The following is a 14,765-nucleotide window of genomic DNA, read 5'->3' as shown; positions in this document are numbered from 1 at the left end:
CCTGTGGAGCGGATCGCCGTCCAGACGGGTTTCGGCTCGCCGACGGCGTTCCGGGAACGCTTCCGCACCGTGGTGGGCACGAGCCCGCAGGGATACCGGCGGGCCTTCCGGTCGGGGGCGGCGGGGCCCCTGCCGGACTGGACGAACGCATGATCACCCGAGAGGTGAAGATCGGATAAGGTGTCCCGCCGTGGCACGTGCGAACACGTGAACCACCGTCACGTACTCGGGGGAGACACACGCGTGAACAGCACCGGCCGGACCCTGTCCGCGCCCTTCCGCTCCATACCCAACCCGCACGCCGTCGCCACGCGCCTGGCCGCGTCGTCCCGGCCCGACCGCATCGAGGACCCTGTGGTCAGCGGGCTGCAGTGGGCCCGTACCGTCGTCGGGCTGGTGGCGACGGTGTGGCTGGTGATGGCCTACCCCATCACCGAGGGCCGCGAGCAGTTCGTCATGGGCAAGCTGGAGGACCTGCTCTTCGCCTGCGCGATCATGTTCACGACCGCGTTCCTCGCCGTGACGGTGTTCATCTGCGTGGCCCGCTCCCCGCTCACCGGCGTGTACGCGCGCCGCCTGGCCGGCCCGCTGATGACCGTCGGCGCGATCCTCGGGGGCTTCGGGGCGTGCTGGTTCCTGGTCGCGTGCCTGAAGGGGGACATCGTCTCCACCGCCGACATCGGGTACCACGGCATCCTCGTCGGCCTGCTGGTGATGCTGCTGTTCCTGATCGGCGGCCTGGCCTGCCTCGTCGCCCTCTTGCTCGCGGTGCCGCTGACGCTGCTGCTCATCGTCTACGGCGTCAACTCCAGCTTCCGCGTGGGCGACGTCCACGAGCTGCTGCCGCCGCTGCTCTCCCCGCTCCTGGTCTGGTCCCTCTTCGCCCTCGGCATGCTCGACGACCCCGAGGTGGCCGCCCCGCCCCTAATCCTCTACACCTTCCTCCTCGGCGGCCCGCTCTCGGTGACGGCCCTGTCGGTGTGGGAGATACGGCGTCTGAAGCGGCGGTGGGGGGTGACGCTGCGGTCGGCGCTGGGACGCGGACCGGCGCCGGAGCCGACGTACGCGCCCCAACCTGCGTACGCGCCGGAACCGACGTACGCGCCGCAGCCGCAGTACCCGACGTACCCCCCGAACCCGCCGCAGTCCTACTAGGACCAGGGCCACGGCCGGGGAGCTGCGAGGCTAGGAGCCGTCCGCGCGGACCGCGTACACGTAGCGCTTCCTGGCGTACTCGCTGACGTTCCAGATGACGTGCTCGCGGTACTTCCAGCCGGACGCGTCCTTGCTGTGGAAGCTGAGGTCCTCGCAGCCGACGGCCAGGCCGGCGACGGTGCTCGCGGTGGAGGCGCTGGAGGTGAAGGTACGCAGGGTGCCCTTACGGGACGGGCCGTCGCTCACCGAGAGGTAGTGCCGGGACTTGCGGGAGACCGCGCCCTGGATCTTCTTCTGCTTGACCGTCACGGCCTCGGTCGGGGTGAGCGAGGACAGGTACCGGCTGGACTGGTCGAGCGGCCAGCGCACCACCTTGGGGACGGCCGTGCTGGGCTTGCCCGTGCCGATGAAGGCGTCCTCCCCGTAGTCGACCGTGCCGGAGAGCGAGTACTCGGCGATCACCAGGCTGTCGGGGTCACCGGCCCGGTCGAGCCCGATCGTCGAGTAGCGCAGGAACGTGCCCGCGTTGTCGTAGGCGTGGCTCTGCGGCAGGACGTACTGGTAGCCGTAGCCGTGGTACCGGCCATCGGTGTGCAGACCGCACACGTCCTTTTCGGTGGTGGCGACCTTGAAGAGGGTGCGCAGGTCGAAGATCCGCAGCCCCTTGTAGGTGTCGACGACGTACAGGAAGTCGCCGTACCACATGATGCCGCCGGCGTGCTTGCGCAGGGGCCGGAAGGACGGCGCGCCCGAGCTGGTCCTGACGGGCTCGACCAGGAGGACGTGCCGGTACGTCGGCGCGGCGGCGTTGTTGTAGTCGACGAAGGTCAGCCGCATGCCCTTGTCGAGCGGGTGGTCGACGACCTTGTCGCCGTCGGGGTCGGACTCGAAGTACCACGAGACGAGGATGACCTTGTCGCTGCCGCCGTAGTACCCGCTGTTGTGGGCGTCGGCGCTGGTGGTGACGCCCTGCGGAATCCAGTAGCTGACCGCCTGGTCCGCGCTGTCCCAGGCGAAGCCGGCCTGGAACGCGGCGGCCGTGCTGGGGGCGCCGGTGAGCCGCTTGGCCTTGCGGTCGGCGCCTGCGAGCACGGTACCCACGCTCACCTTGGGCAGTCTGGCCGCCAGGTCGGCGTTCATGTCGGCGAACGTGCCGTAGCCGTTGGATGCCCGTGCGGCGAGCCGGAACTGGCTCCGGCCGACGGGGGCCGCGTGAGCGGCGGAAGGGGAAAGCACGGTTCCGGCAGCACCGGCGAACGGTACGGCCGCCATGCCCCTGATGATCGCTCTGCGCGCCATGGTCATGACGCGCAAAACTATGCGAACTCGAAAAGGCGGCGCAATTGCGTATGTGCGCAAGGGTGGTGAGGGGGCGTCAGTCGATGCGATCCCCGCCGGTCGGCACCGCGCGGTCGGGCCCCGTCGGTCGGGCTCCGCGCGGCCGGGCCCCGCCGGTCGGCCCCGCGCTGCCGGCTCCGCGCGGTCAGCCCCGCCGGTCCGCCACCGCCCACGAGGCCAGCGCGACGGCGCCCGCCACCCCGAAGACGGCCGGCCAGGCGCCCACCTTCTTCGCCAGCGGATGGGACCCGGCGAAGGCGGCGACATACGCGGCGCCCAGCGCCCCCGCGGCCTTCCCGCCCGCCCGCTGACGCCACTGCTGAGCGGCCGCGGCCCCTGCCACGGCCAGCACGGCCCCGCCGAGCTGCCGCTTCCTCGTCCACCGGGCCACCCCGTACCCACCGACGAGCCCGCCCGCGGCGATCACCGAGCTGGGAACCTTCGCCATGTCTGCCTCCTCTGGATCTCCCGTTCGGCCACGAGGCTAACGCTCAGGACAGTCGAAGCAACGAACCTGAGTCGATGGTTGTCAAGTTTCCTCCGACGAGCTATATAAGAAGGCGTAGGGCATCGCACCCGACAGCACCTTCGAAAGGAGTGACTGTGATGCTCATGCGTACCGACCCCTTCCGTGAATTCGACCGGCTCGCGCAGCAGATCTTCGGCACCGCCGAACACCCCGCCGTGATGCCGATGGACGCCTACCGGTCCGGGGACGACTTCCTCGTCCACTTCGACCTCCCCGGCATCGACCCCGAGACGATCGAGCTGGACGTCGAGCGCAACGTCCTCAACGTCCGCGCCGAGCGCCGTTCCCCCGCCCCCGAGGGCGCGGAGACGATCGTCGCCGAGCGCCCGACGGGCACCTTCACCCGCCAGCTGTTCCTCGGCGACACCCTCGACACGGACCGCATCGACGCCTCGTACGAGGCCGGTGTCCTCACCCTGCGCATCCCCGTGGCCGAACAGGCCAAGCCGCGCCGCATCCAGATCTCGGGCGGCGGCGAGGGACGCAAGCAGATCAGCGGCTGAGCGCAGCCGGAGCATGAGCCGCGCCGAGACGAGCAGTCGGGTGGTTCGGACCCCAGGAGGAAAAACCGAAGCGATGAACGCGACGACGACCACCGCCACAGCGCCCCCGAGGGTGGTGCTGCCCGCCCCGGGGAGAGACAGGTTCCGGCCCGCCTCCGTCCGCGGGGGCGGCCGGAGCCGCGGGGGGAGCGACGGCGGGAGCGACGGCTGGAGCGAACTGGTCGACTCGGTGAAGGAGGCAGGCGGGTACCCGACCAGTGCGCAGGCCGAACGCGTCACCCGTATCGTCCTCGCCGCCCTGGGCGGTCATCTCACCGGCGACGAAAGGGTGGACCTGGTCCGCGCCCTCCCCGAGGAGGCGGCCCGGGTGGTCGCGTCCCAGATCCCGGTCACCCGCCCGCAGTCGGCACGGGAGTTCGTGGAGACGGTCGCGACCCGGATCGGCGACGCGACGCCGGCGACGGCCCGCTGGGACGTGAGTTCGGTGCTCGGCGTCCTGCCGACCCTGGCGGGCGAGCAGCTGACCGACCGCGTCCTGCGCCAACTCCCGCCGGGATACGCCCTGTTGTTCGGCAGGGCGGAACTGGCGCCGCGCGCCTGAAGTCCACGAAGGACGAGGCCGCGAGGGCGGTGCGGTGACGAGCGAGGCCACCGCCGGCGTACGGCCGTACCGGCTACGGCACTACGCCGGCGGCGGCCGCGGGGGGACGTGCGAGACCGTCGCCGTGCCCCCGGCCGTACCCGCCCCGCCGGAAGGCCCTAACTCCGCTTGGCCCGTCGGCGTTCGCCGGGCTCCTGCCCCTTCTTGTCGACGACCGCGCGTTCCAGTACGGCGCGGGTGTCGAACACGGTTCCCGCCTCGCCCATCGCGGAGTCCCGGGTGAGAACGGACCGTTCCCCGAGGTAGCCGAGGGTGTCCGGGTCGAAGATCCACTCGGTGCGCAGGCCGAGTCGGGTGTCCTCCCGCGCGATGGCGATGCCGTGCCGCCCCGCCGCGTCCACCGCGTCGTCCACCTCGGTCACCCCGGGAATCCGCGCGGTGGCCTGGTAGAACGCGGCTGCCGTGGCGGGCGGCATGATCTGCTCCCGGACGAGCTCGCCGATCCGGGAGAAGACGGCCTGGTCCCTGTCCTCCCCCTCGGAGACGGGGGTCTGGGCGTACAGCTTCTTCAGCAGTGCGCCGGGATCGGTGGGCAGGGAGGCCAGCCAGGTGTAGGTGGGCCGGTCGATCCCGGCCCGCTCCCCGTCGGAGCCCTCCGGCACCAGGATCCGAATCGGGAAGTCGTCCCCGTTCTCGCGGATCAGCCCGTACTCGACCAGCGGCCCCGGCTTCTGCGAGAACCACACCTCCCGGTCGTGCAAGGAGCCCGGCCGCACCGGCTGCCCCCAGTCGGCCTCGTTCTCGGAGGCCCGGGTGCGCACGTACACGAACTGGCTCTCCCCGACCTCCTCGACCTCCGTCCGCATCGCCACCGCGGCGATCCGGTCGAGCGTGACGACCGCGCTACGGCTCCCCCCGCCGGGTGCGCCGCTCGCGCCGGCCCGCACCGGCGCGGAGCCGCCCGCGTCCCGCCCCGCACCGATCCCCACGGTCAGCCCGGCGGCCAGCGCGACGGCGACGGCCCCCGCGATCAGGGCGGGCCGGACGAACCCGCGGGGCTTGGGCAGGGAACGGGTGCGGCCGCTCCGAGCCGCCTGGTCACGATCGATGAGCTGCATCAGTACGTCCTTGTGATGGGAGTGACGCCCGGACGGCAGCCCCCGCTCGACGGGACCGGCGGGCAACCACCGCGCCAGCCCGTCGAGTTCCTCCCGCTCGCGTCGGTCCGGAGTGGAGTTCATCGGGCTTCCTCCTGAATGGGCAGGGCCACGAACGCGGCCTCACTCCCTACCTCTCCGCGACGGGCCCGCGGTTCCATAAATCCTGTATGCGAGGAACGTTCCCTGCGCTCCCGGCGCTCCCGGCGCTCCCCGCGTCCCGCGCGCTCTTCCCCCTCGACGAACGTCCGCAGCCGGGCCCGCGCCCGCGACAACCGCGACCGCACGGTGCCGACGGGCACCCCGAGCGCCTCGGCGGCCTGCGCGTAGTCGAGCCCGCCCCACACGCACAGCGCGAGGACCTCCCGCTCGTGCCGCCGAAGCCGCCCCAGCACCCGCCGTACGTCGGCGAGCCGCCGCGCGTCGTCCACCCGCCCCGCCACGTCCTCCGCGAAGTCGCCGACCGCCTCGGCCTCCGCCTCCGGGGCCCGCCGGGCCAGGAAGGCGAGCCGCCGCCGCAGGCCGCGGTCGGCGTTGCGCGCCTTGTTGGTGGCGATCCCGAACAACCACGGCCGCAGCGAACCCCCTTCGGCCTCCACGTCCCCCCGCCCCCGCCAAGCGGCCAGGAACGTCTCCGACATGACCTCCTCGGCCGCCGACCAGTCGCCGGTCAGCCGCAGGGCATGGTGGTAGACGGCCGTGGCGTGCTGCTCGTACAGCTCGGCGAACGCCTCACGTTCCCCGCCCCGCACCCGCCCGCGCAGACGGCCGTCGTCGTCATCGTTGGATGTCACACATGTACCTCTCCGGCCCTCCGGGACCGGTTCCCGTGGCGTGGCTCACACGGCACCCGTGCCACGCACGCGCCCACCGGAGACGCCCGCCCGGCCGTCGGCCACCGCTCCCCCTTGGGCAGGGACCCCAACCGCTCCACCCTCAGCAGGACCCCCGGGCCCACACCGGACGAAGCCCTTCGACGAGCCGCGGGCCGACCCCTGAGCGCGGCGCGCGGTGATCCCGTGATCCCGTGATCCCCGCCCCCGCACAATCCTCCCCCCGAGGATGTCTCGCGCTGCCAGCATGGTCACCATGACGATGACGACGGTCGAAGGTGAGGTCGCGCCCGGTTTCGAGCCGGTGCGCGAGGCGTTCGCGGCGAACTTCGAGCGGCACGGGGACATCGGCGCGGCGGTGTGCGTCTATCACCGGGGCCGCCCGGTCGTGGACCTGTGGGGCGGGACCGCCGACCCGGAAACCGGCCGCCCCTGGACACGCGACTCCCTCCAGCTGGTCTACTCGGCGACCAAGGGCGCGACCGCGACGGCCGCCCATCTGCTGGCGCAGCGCGGCACCCTGGACCTGGACGCCCCGGTGGCCGAGTACTGGCCGGAGTTCGCGGCGAACGGCAAGGCGCGGATCACGGTGCGCCAACTGCTGTCGCACCAGGCGGGCCTGGTGGCGCTGGACGAACCGGTCCCGCTGGCCGACGCGCTGGCCTGGCACCCGATGACGACCGCCCTGGCCGCCCAACGCCCCCTGTGGGAGCCGGGCACCGCCCACGGCTACCACGGCCGCACCTACGGCTGGCTGGTCGGCGAAGTCATCCGCCGGGTGTCCGGCCGCACGCCGGGCCGCTTCTTCGCCGACGAGATCGCCGCCCCGCTGGACCTGGACCTCTTCATCGGCCTGCCGGCGAGCGCACGCGACCGGGTGACCCGCATGGCGTACCAGCAGCCCACCGTCGACCTCGCCACCGTCCCACCGGAGGCCGTCCCCGAGGAGTACCGCGACCTCGTCGCCGCCATGCTCGACCCGGACTCCCTCGCCAACAGGGCGTTCGCGGTCACGGCTCCGCCCGAGATCGACTTCAACGCACCGGAGGTCCAGGCCGCCGAAATCCCCGCCTCCAACGGCATCGCGACCGCCCGCGCCCTGGCCCGCATGTACGCGGCCCTGGTCGGCGAGGTGGACGGCATACGCCTGCTGACCCCCGACACCGTCGCCGCGGCGGCCGAGGAACAGTCCGCCGGCCCGGACCGGGTCGTCATGACGCCGACCAGATTCGCCTCCGGCTACATGCTCCCCACCGACACCCTCCCCCTGACCGGCCCGAACGCCTTCGGCCACCCCGGCCGAGGCGGCTCCCTCGCCTTCGCCGACCCGGACCACGACCTCGCCTTCGGCTACGTCATGAACCACATCATCGAGGACCCGACCGACGCGCGGGCGGGGGCACTGGTGGAGGCGGTGCGGAGGTCGCTGGGGTAGGGACTCCCGGCGGAACGTCGTTCGGCGGGGAGAGCCGGATCCGGCCGGTCATGAGGACTTCGTGGTTCGCGAAGAGCGCGTCGAGTTCGAAACGTCGACGGATGTGGGCCGTCCACCTGGCGTCCGGAAGGTCGGTGTACGACGTGACCATACGGGCGCGGCCGGCCTGCGTGAGGAGCCATCGGGCCTGGTCCCCGTCATGGACGCGACCGCCGAGGTCACGGGCGAGGCGCCACAGTTCCTCGCCGTCGGCGCGTCCGTCGACGACGGTGACGAGACCGATGTCGCCGAGACCGCGCGCGTCGCTGGACCGGGTCGTGTAGGCGACGGTGAGGTTGTCGAGGGGGAACACGGTGACGCGGCTGATGGCGGTCAACTCGGTCAGGGGCACGGGGCGGGTCCGTTCTGGCGCGGGGGAACGGGCGGGCCAACCCTGCTCAGGTTCGACCCGCCCGCAGGGGGAGGCAGGTCAACAGCCGTCGCCGTCGCCGCAGCAGGCCGGCGGGTTGCACTCGGCGGCCGTGCCCCACAGCCGCTCGTCGACCTCGAACCCGGCGGCCCGCAGGCGGCCCACGACGTCGACCATCAGCCCGCGGGTACGGACCTTGCCGTTCGGCTGGTGGTGCAGGAAGTAGCCGAAGCTCCGCTCGCACCACTGCGCGTACCAGCCGGTGTGCAGGATGAGCGTGTGCCAGCCGGGGTCCACCTGCTCCGACGGCGCCATGTTCGCGCCCTCCCCGCTCGTCCCCATCACGAAGACGAGCGCGAGGGCTTGATCGACGACCCGGTCGGCGACGCAGCGCTCCAGGCCGTACTCGTCCGCGCAGAACGCGGCGAGTGTCTCGAACTCGACTTCGGTCACGAGGGAGCGGCCGGTGCGGGGCCTGGCGGCGGCGACGGCGGCGGAGAGGCCGGGAGCGGGGATCGTGTGGAGCACGGGGTTCACCTCACAGTGGGAGGACCTTCGGACAGCCCTCCCCCGGAGTGCAGAAGTCGTCGTGCGCTCGGGGAGAGGGAATTGCAGCGCGCCGCACAGCCCGGCGAGGGGCTTCGAGCGTGGCGGGAACCAACAGGACGTAGATCGAGCGGACTGCCGCGGCGGGGCCGGGCCGAGCGCCGAGGAGGGGCTGTTCAGGTATCAGAGCCGTGTGCCGATGGCGATCCAGTCGTTGCGGGCCAACCGCATCACCGCCTGGAGCACGATCTTCAGCCGGCGATCGTCGAGGTGCTCCACGGAGTGGAGGTGACTCTTCCGTAGGCCCGCCATCGACAGGACGAGCCCGAGAAACGCCCTCTCGCAGTCGTCGAGCCCGAGCGAGTGGAGACGTCCGGTCAGGCCCTCCCACCGGCACGTCATGACCCCGTCTTGTTTCGCCACGAGTGCGGCGCGGACGTCGTCCCTGGCGAGGAGCTCTGCCTCTTCGACGAGAGCCCGCACTGCGGTGCGGTTGCGGAGGCCGACTGCCGACCGTACGAGAAGTTCGCCGAGTGACGGGTGCTGGGCATCGCGTTCGGCGGCCCTCACGGGCGAGGAGGCCGGGGCGTTCGTCATCCGGCGGCCTCCGCGCGAGGTCGCCCGTCCTCGCCGAACGCGGTACCCAAGGCTGTGGGGTCGGTGAGGCGTCCGGACCCGTCGGGATGTTCCAGCCACCCGCGCTCACCGAGTGAGTACAGGACAGGCGGACAGGCGAGGGCCCAACCGGGCGGATGGACGGTCAACTGCCGTGTGCCGTCCAGTTCGTGACCGACGCCGATGGGCAGAAGCCACCAGGCCTGTCCTGCTGATACGTCCGCCAGGACGGGACCGAGCCGTGCACGCTCCAGGCGCTTCATGGCTCCGAGCGACGGCAGCAACGGACCTTCCGCCACACGCCAGTGCTCACCGCTCGGAATGCGGGCGCATTCCTCTTCGGCCCATGCGCGACGTACGGCGGTGGGGTTTCGAGCGCAGGCCAGGAGCCAGTCCTGACCTGCCTGCCGGTCGAACCGGGCGGGCTTCGTGGCCATGCCCCGGACGTTAGGTCCGGCCGTTGCGCGCCCGCTCTGAGATTGCGCGCGATTGCGCACGCAGCCGCGGCGCTTGCGTCTGATTGCCTACGACAGATCCAACGACGCCCTCGCCCTGCCGATCAGCCGGCGAGCGGGTGCCCCGTACTCGGCGGACTCGGCAAGCCAGTCCCACGCCCGCTCGTACAACCGGATGTCCTCTTCTCCGGTGAGCCACAACTCCTCGCTGATCGTCTCGACGATGACCAGGCGCCGGTCGTAGATCCAGAAGGCGTGCGGCGCGGTACGGCGCAACTGTGCGCCGAAAGGCAGGATGCCGAGTTCGATCCGGCGGCGGCCCACCAGGTTGTACAGCCGGTCCAGTTGTTCGGCCATCACGTCCGCAGGACAGGAGCGGTGGTACAGCGCGGCCTCGCACAGGAGGAACCGGAACGTCTTCTCGGGGTCGTACAGCGCCTCCTGGCGGCGCATGCGCGCCTCCACCGCCGCCTCGGTGGTCGGCGTGATCCCCCGGAACTCGGCGTTGGAGTCGAAGACGACACGGGCGTACTCCGGCGTCTGGAACAGCCCGGGCACGCGCGACACCTCGAGCCCGCGGATCGCCTTGGTGGCCTCCGTCTGGCGTACGGCGATCTCCTGGCGGCCTCGGTGCCCGCCGGCCAACTGGCGCCGCCAGGAGCGGTGCCGCTGCTTCATCTCCAGACCGGCCCGGAGCCCTTGTAGCTCGGCCTCGACGTCCGGCCGTCCGCAGGCTTGGGCCCACTCGGTCAGATCGGCCGCGGTGGGCGTCTGCTTGCCGTTCTGCAAGCGGGAGATCTTCGACGGCTGGCAGCCGATCCTGTCAGCAAGACTCTTTCCCTCCAGACCGGCCTCGGTGCGCAGTTCGCGCAGCCGCGCACCGAGGGCTTCTCTCGCGGTCTGGTAATCCGTGCTCACACCGTGGAACGTACCTGCCCGGCGAACTCTTCGGTACGGACCGCGTGGTGCCAGGCGGCGTCCCGGGCCTGGCAGGCGGCGAGCACCTCCGCCGGGTCCTCGCTGACGTACACGCCCAGGGTCGTGTCGTCGTCGTCGAACTCGAATCGCGCCACGACCTTGGAGTCGAAGAGCCAGAAGTCGTGGTCGGGCAGACGCAGTTCGCATGCGTGGGCGCGGGTGAGGTTACGGATGTCCTCCCCTGCGGCGACGTTGCCCGGAGCGCTGGCCAGGAGGAACGCCTGCCCCTGTGTGAGGGGCTCGTCGACCAGCCGCACCCGCTCGAACCGTTTGCCCCGCGCGGTCTGCTCGCGGACGTTCGCCCGCCATGCGTTGTCCGGATCGCCGCCGATGTCCTCGCCCGCGAGGAACCGGGACCACTTGGGGTTGTTCCGATCGGAGGCATAGCCGCGCCGCGTCTCCAGGCGCCATGCGGTGTGTCTGAACTCGCGGAAATGATGGGCGATCGAGGCGAACGGCCGGCGCTGCGGCGCGTCGGCCCTGGGCGCGTAGCGGGTCAGCAGACTCCGGGGCACGCGGACGAAGGTCTCGGACTCCTTGACGTCCCGCAGCTGGACGAGATGCTCCGGGTCTGTCTCCCGCTCGCCCTGGACGAGGATCTCGTCCGTTCCCTCGATGTCGTACAGGGTGGGGCAGTCGCCGTCGTCGCTGGTCGTACCGATGAACCTGAGCGTCATGCTCGCCCTCCGGCTGGGTTGTGGGAGGTCCAGGATGCGGGTGCGCGACCCGGTAGGGCCGACGGATTGCAGCGGATTGCGCTTCCTGAAGGGTGGGCTGGGATTGCGTGCAAGGGGCTGGGACACTTCGTGAGGACTGAAGGGCTGTTTTGGAGCCGTCAGCGCTCGAGTGCCTCGCGCTTCACGCAATGTATGAACGAGAGCCAAGCACCGCTTCCGAAGGTGATCTCAGGCCCTTGGGCGCTCTTCGAATCACGAACCAGGGTCCCGTCGTCCGTCAACGAGCACTCGACGCACTCACCGCCCGCACCGTTGCTGTAGGACGACGTGAACCATGACGGACGCCTGCTCAAGCCGGTCACTGCGATGTTCACCCCGCGTATTCCTTCAAGACCGTTTCGATCAACTGGGCCGAACGCTGAGGGCTGAGGGCCGCGGCTCGGAGGCCGTCGAACGCTCGGGCGTACTCACGGACATGACGCTCGCCCTCCAGATAGACGGCATCGGTGATGCCGTCCCGGTAGACGATGTCAGGGTCTTCCGGCGCGGGAAAGCCCAGCATGGTGAAGGAGCCCGTGGCCGGGTAGGTGCCTGAGTCGAAGGGCAGGACCTGCAGCGTGACGGTCGGCAACCGAGAGGCCTCCAGGATCCGTTCGATCTGCTCTCGCATCAACCCGTGATCCCCGATGACGTTGCGCAGAGCGCCCTCGTTCACAATGAACCACGCTTCGGGGGCATCGGGGCGGTTCAGCACGGTCTGACGCTCCATGCGCACCTGTACGGCCTTGTCGATGTCCTCGGCGGACATGTGCGCACCGGTCTTGTGCAGCTCGGCGGCGTAGGCATGGGTCTGCATGAGCCCGGGCACGAGTTCGCACTGGTACTGGCGGAAGGTGGAGGCGTCCTGCTCCAGGCCGATGTAGATGTTGAACCACTCCGGCACACCTGAGCCGTGGACCTGCCACCAACCTCGCATCTTGGCCTGGCGTGCCAGTGACTTGAGGAACTCGCGCAATTCGTCGTCGGTGCCGTAGAACCGGCAGAGGGCGTCGATGTCGGACGGCTGCACCCGACCGCTGCCGGTCTCCATGCGGTTGACCTTCGAACCGCTCCAGTCCAGAGCTTGGCCGACCTGGGCGCAGGTGAGGGTGCTCTGCTCCCGGAGCCTCCTCAGTTCGATCGAGAGGCGGCGCCGGCGCGCCGTCGGTGATCCGGCCATATCAACCCCGTTTCGGATAGCGGGCGTTCAGTCTCGCGCCAAGGGGTGTGCCTGCCAATCACTCAGAAGTGGGAATCTCGCGGTGCACATTGCATGCGGGGATGTGAAAGCAGCAATCTGACGTCACACAACTCATCGTGACGACTCATGACACTGCGTGCTTCGCGGGGGGCGTCACTGCGATGGAGAGGGGTCTTCGTGGGCCGGGAAGAATGCATGATGCGCAAGCCATGGGATCTCGCCTTCACGGCCCAGCCGGCGGAGGTGGCCGCCCTGCGACGGGCCGTGCGGGCGCATCTGGGGAGGTGGGGTCTGCATGACGTCACGGACGAAGCTCAGCTCTGCGTGAGCGAGCTGGCGTCCAACGTCATCACGCACGTGGGCGTCGGCACCCCGGCCACCCTGGCGGTGTCGATGAACGGAGTGCATCTGCGCATCGAGGTCCACGATCCCGACCCGCGCGCCCTGCCCACCCTCCTCGACGCGAACGTCCACGCGGAAGGCGGGCGAGGCATGGCCCTCGTCGATGCCGTCGCCGCCCGCTGGGGCGTGCAGCTCTGCCTCGACCGGAAGGTCACCTGGTGCGAGCTGGCGACGGGACTCCCCTCGCCTAACGGGCACGTGGAAGGCCCCGGGGTGCTGCGGGCCGAGGCGTTGCTGGATTTCTACGCGAGGGAGGCACCACGCCTCCGGCCCGGCTCGGGAAGGCTGGGGCGGGCCGTTGCCGAGGAGTCGGTGGTCGCGGTCATCACCGACTTCCTGTACTGGCTGCGTGCGCACGGCTGTGACGTGGACGAGGTCCTGGACCGCGCGCAGAACCGCTTCGACGTTGCATTCGAAGAGTGAGCCAATTGGATTGTCCACAGAGTGGGCATGTTCTGGAGCAGGCGGCCTGTTGAAGATTCCTCGGATTTCGGAGAGAAGGGTTTCGCTCAGGCTGCTCATGCTGAGATTGCTCGATTCAGTCACGCAGGTAGGCGTGAATTGCCGCCGCTATGGCTTTACCCAACGGAATCGGTACCGCATTCCCGATCTGAGTGGCGATCTCCGTCTTCGTGCCACACCAACGAAACTCTACGGGAAATCCTTGGATCCGAGCCGCCTCGAAGTGAGTGATGGGGCGATCCTCCGACGGGTGAAGGTAGCGCCCCTTTTCGGGCTTGAAGAACTCCGTGCGGATCGTCACGGACGGCTCGCCGAGGCGGAGTCTGCCCATGACGTCACCGGTCCCGGAGTTGTGTTTGTCCCAACTGTCGGTCGAGAGGTATTCGACAGTTGTCCTTACGCCAGGCGGGTTCAATGTGTTGAAGTACTTGAATTCACCGAACTCATCCTGGGTGTAATAGAGGCCTGTGAGGTGCTTGCGGTTTCCGCCGGGGGGGATGGCGCCGTACCGGGCCAGAGAGAGCTTCTCTGGGTTCCGGCCGAAGTGGAGGTTGTCGGTGCAGAAAATCCCCGGAAGCTCAGATTTTAGCTCGGGAATGAACTTCTTTATGTCGGGGAGATCTCCAAGTGTGCGTTTGGCTGACTCGCGGAAGATCTCATCGACGGTTTCCCAGTATGAAATACTTGCGTCGACAGCGTCGATCGGTCGGTTTGCCCGGGTGGATCCATTTTTCGGACGACGGAAGTGCGATTTGACGGGATACACCATGGTGCGGCCGTTTTCAGCATCGCGCCGAACGCCGATGACGATGGCTCTGCGTCGAGCCTGTGCGGCACCGTAGTCCGCCGCGTTGAGGAGGTAGCGCTTGTTTCTTTGTTCTTCGGAGTCGGAGGGGTCGTGGCCGGGAGGATCAACGAGCCTGTAATCGGCGAGCTTGCCTCCCTGTTTCATTTCATTGAGCAGATTGCGAAACTCGTCCGATTTTACGAAGCGGTCCACGTTCTCGATGACGAAAACCTTTGGGCGGATTTCCGCTACGATTCGAACATATTCCTCCCAGAGTCGGTTGCGCTCGCTCCCTGTTCTCGCGCGGTTCAAGGCCGAGAAGCCCTGGCACGGAGGGCCACCTACGACGACGTCCGCGTGGAGCGCCTCCTGAGTCGGCTGCCAGGCCTCGATGTCTCCGACATGCACACGAGCAGCGGGCACCCGCCTGTCCTTGCGAAGCTCTCCGAAGTTCACGGCGTACGTGGCTGCCGCGGCGCGGTTGTGTTCGACGGCCGCGATGCTGTGAAAGATCGGCCCCCCATCCTGCTTCCCTGCGGGGCGGAACTCGTGGAACCCCTGTGTGAAGCCCCCGCAGCCGCTGAACAGGTCGACGACGGTGATGGGTTCGGGGGTGACGGAACGGGGCGTGAGCATAGGGCGA

19 protein-coding genes are annotated in these 14,765 nt (G+C 69.7%); 6 read left to right on the top strand and 13 right to left on the bottom strand.

Translation table 11 applies throughout. The annotated features are described in order from the left end of the window. The first annotated feature begins 3 nt into the window (after positions 1-3). Together ACFY2L_RS06470 and ACFY2L_RS06465 are read left to right on the top strand one after the other, a co-directional pair. Entirely contained in the window at positions 4-153 is a 150-nt protein-coding gene (locus tag ACFY2L_RS06470; protein ID WP_390821711.1) for a hypothetical protein, read from the top strand. 90 nt (positions 154-243) lie between these two features. After that, positions 244-1,155 carry a hypothetical protein gene (locus ACFY2L_RS06465; protein WP_390660167.1) on the top strand — a complete coding sequence of 304 codons (912 nt, stop codon included), beginning with the start codon at positions 244-246 and terminating at the stop codon, positions 1,153-1,155. A 30-nt stretch (positions 1,156-1,185) separates the two neighbouring features. On the opposite strand, the gene ACFY2L_RS06460 is transcribed toward ACFY2L_RS06465, so the two are convergent. Together ACFY2L_RS06460 and ACFY2L_RS06455 are read right to left on the bottom strand one after the other, a co-directional pair. Next, positions 1,186-2,427 (bottom strand): hypothetical protein, encoded by a 1,242-nt coding sequence (locus ACFY2L_RS06460; protein ID WP_390660166.1) that lies wholly within the window; start codon positions 2,425-2,427, stop codon positions 1,186-1,188. A gap of 211 nt (positions 2,428-2,638) precedes the next feature. Further along, positions 2,639-2,941 carry a hypothetical protein gene (locus tag ACFY2L_RS06455; protein WP_390660165.1) on the bottom strand — a complete coding sequence of 101 codons (303 nt, stop codon included), beginning with the start codon at positions 2,939-2,941 and terminating at the stop codon, positions 2,639-2,641. Between the two features lie 158 nt (positions 2,942-3,099). Here ACFY2L_RS06455 and ACFY2L_RS06450 point away from each other — a divergent pair, with 158 nt between their 5' ends. After that, positions 3,100-3,525, top strand: coding sequence for an Hsp20/alpha crystallin family protein (locus ACFY2L_RS06450; protein ID WP_390660164.1), 426 nt, complete (start codon positions 3,100-3,102; stop codon positions 3,523-3,525). A 73-nt stretch (positions 3,526-3,598) separates the two neighbouring features. Beyond that, positions 3,599-4,126, top strand: a complete 528-nt coding sequence (locus tag ACFY2L_RS06445) for a DUF2267 domain-containing protein (RefSeq protein ID WP_390660163.1) — start codon at positions 3,599-3,601, stop codon at positions 4,124-4,126. Between the two features lie 158 nt (positions 4,127-4,284). Here the strand turns inward: ACFY2L_RS06445 and ACFY2L_RS06440 are convergent, their stop codons facing one another. Beyond that, on the bottom strand, positions 4,285-5,367 hold the full coding sequence (locus tag ACFY2L_RS06440; RefSeq protein WP_390821634.1) for a CU044_5270 family protein: 1,083 nt from the start codon (positions 5,365-5,367) through the stop codon (positions 4,285-4,287). Beyond that, on the bottom strand, positions 5,364-6,047 hold the full coding sequence (locus tag ACFY2L_RS06435) for an RNA polymerase sigma factor (protein ID WP_390821710.1): 684 nt from the start codon (positions 6,045-6,047) through the stop codon (positions 5,364-5,366). The genes ACFY2L_RS06440 and ACFY2L_RS06435 overlap by 4 nt, the downstream gene beginning before the upstream one ends. 331 nt (positions 6,048-6,378) lie before the next feature. Here ACFY2L_RS06435 and ACFY2L_RS06430 point away from each other — a divergent pair, with 331 nt between their 5' ends. Continuing rightward, a complete protein-coding gene (locus tag ACFY2L_RS06430) occupies positions 6,379-7,551 on the top strand; it encodes a serine hydrolase domain-containing protein (protein WP_390821709.1) in 1,173 nt (390 codons plus the stop codon). Here the strand turns inward: ACFY2L_RS06430 and ACFY2L_RS06425 are convergent. The 8 genes from ACFY2L_RS06425 to ACFY2L_RS06390 form a co-directional block, all read right to left on the bottom strand. Then, positions 7,484-7,942 carry a hypothetical protein gene (locus ACFY2L_RS06425; protein WP_390660161.1) on the bottom strand — a complete coding sequence of 153 codons (459 nt, stop codon included), beginning with the start codon at positions 7,940-7,942 and terminating at the stop codon, positions 7,484-7,486. The genes ACFY2L_RS06430 and ACFY2L_RS06425 overlap by 68 nt on opposite strands. A gap of 78 nt (positions 7,943-8,020) precedes the next feature. After that, complete coding sequence (locus ACFY2L_RS06420; protein ID WP_390660160.1) at positions 8,021-8,488, bottom strand: hypothetical protein; 468 nt, start codon at positions 8,486-8,488, stop codon at positions 8,021-8,023. Between the two features lie 201 nt (positions 8,489-8,689). Then, complete coding sequence (locus ACFY2L_RS06415) at positions 8,690-9,103, bottom strand: hypothetical protein (protein WP_390821632.1); 414 nt, start codon at positions 9,101-9,103, stop codon at positions 8,690-8,692. Beyond that, a complete protein-coding gene (locus ACFY2L_RS06410) occupies positions 9,100-9,558 on the bottom strand; it encodes a hypothetical protein (RefSeq protein WP_390821631.1) in 459 nt (152 codons plus the stop codon). Before ACFY2L_RS06410 ends, ACFY2L_RS06415 begins: the two co-directional genes overlap by 4 nt. 87 nt (positions 9,559-9,645) lie before the next feature. Then, positions 9,646-10,494, bottom strand: coding sequence for a helix-turn-helix domain-containing protein (locus tag ACFY2L_RS06405; RefSeq protein WP_390821630.1), 849 nt, complete (start codon positions 10,492-10,494; stop codon positions 9,646-9,648). Further along, complete coding sequence (locus tag ACFY2L_RS06400) at positions 10,491-11,231, bottom strand: DUF6879 family protein (RefSeq protein WP_390821629.1); 741 nt, start codon at positions 11,229-11,231, stop codon at positions 10,491-10,493. The genes ACFY2L_RS06405 and ACFY2L_RS06400 overlap by 4 nt, the downstream gene beginning before the upstream one ends. A 158-nt stretch (positions 11,232-11,389) precedes the next feature. Further along, complete coding sequence (locus tag ACFY2L_RS06395; RefSeq protein ID WP_390821708.1) at positions 11,390-11,593, bottom strand: DUF397 domain-containing protein; 204 nt, start codon at positions 11,591-11,593, stop codon at positions 11,390-11,392. 8 nt (positions 11,594-11,601) lie between these two features. Beyond that, on the bottom strand, positions 11,602-12,450 hold the full coding sequence (locus ACFY2L_RS06390; protein ID WP_390821628.1) for a helix-turn-helix domain-containing protein: 849 nt from the start codon (positions 12,448-12,450) through the stop codon (positions 11,602-11,604). Between the two features lie 216 nt (positions 12,451-12,666). Between ACFY2L_RS06390 and ACFY2L_RS06385 the strand changes: the two genes are divergently transcribed. Continuing rightward, positions 12,667-13,296, top strand: a complete 630-nt coding sequence (locus ACFY2L_RS06385) for an ATP-binding protein (protein ID WP_390821627.1) — start codon at positions 12,667-12,669, stop codon at positions 13,294-13,296. Between the two features lie 115 nt (positions 13,297-13,411). Here ACFY2L_RS06385 and ACFY2L_RS06380 read toward each other — a convergent pair whose 3' ends face one another. After that, entirely contained in the window at positions 13,412-14,758 is a 1,347-nt protein-coding gene (locus tag ACFY2L_RS06380) for a DNA cytosine methyltransferase (protein WP_390821626.1), read from the bottom strand. Positions 14,759-14,765 lie beyond the last annotated feature (7 nt).

It is taken from the genome of Streptomyces sp. NPDC001381 (genome assembly GCF_042895685.1).
Lineage (GTDB): Bacteria > Actinomycetota > Actinomycetes > Streptomycetales > Streptomycetaceae > Streptomyces.
Note: the sequence above shows the minus strand (reverse complement) of the source record. Positions and strands in the feature narration are given on the sequence as shown.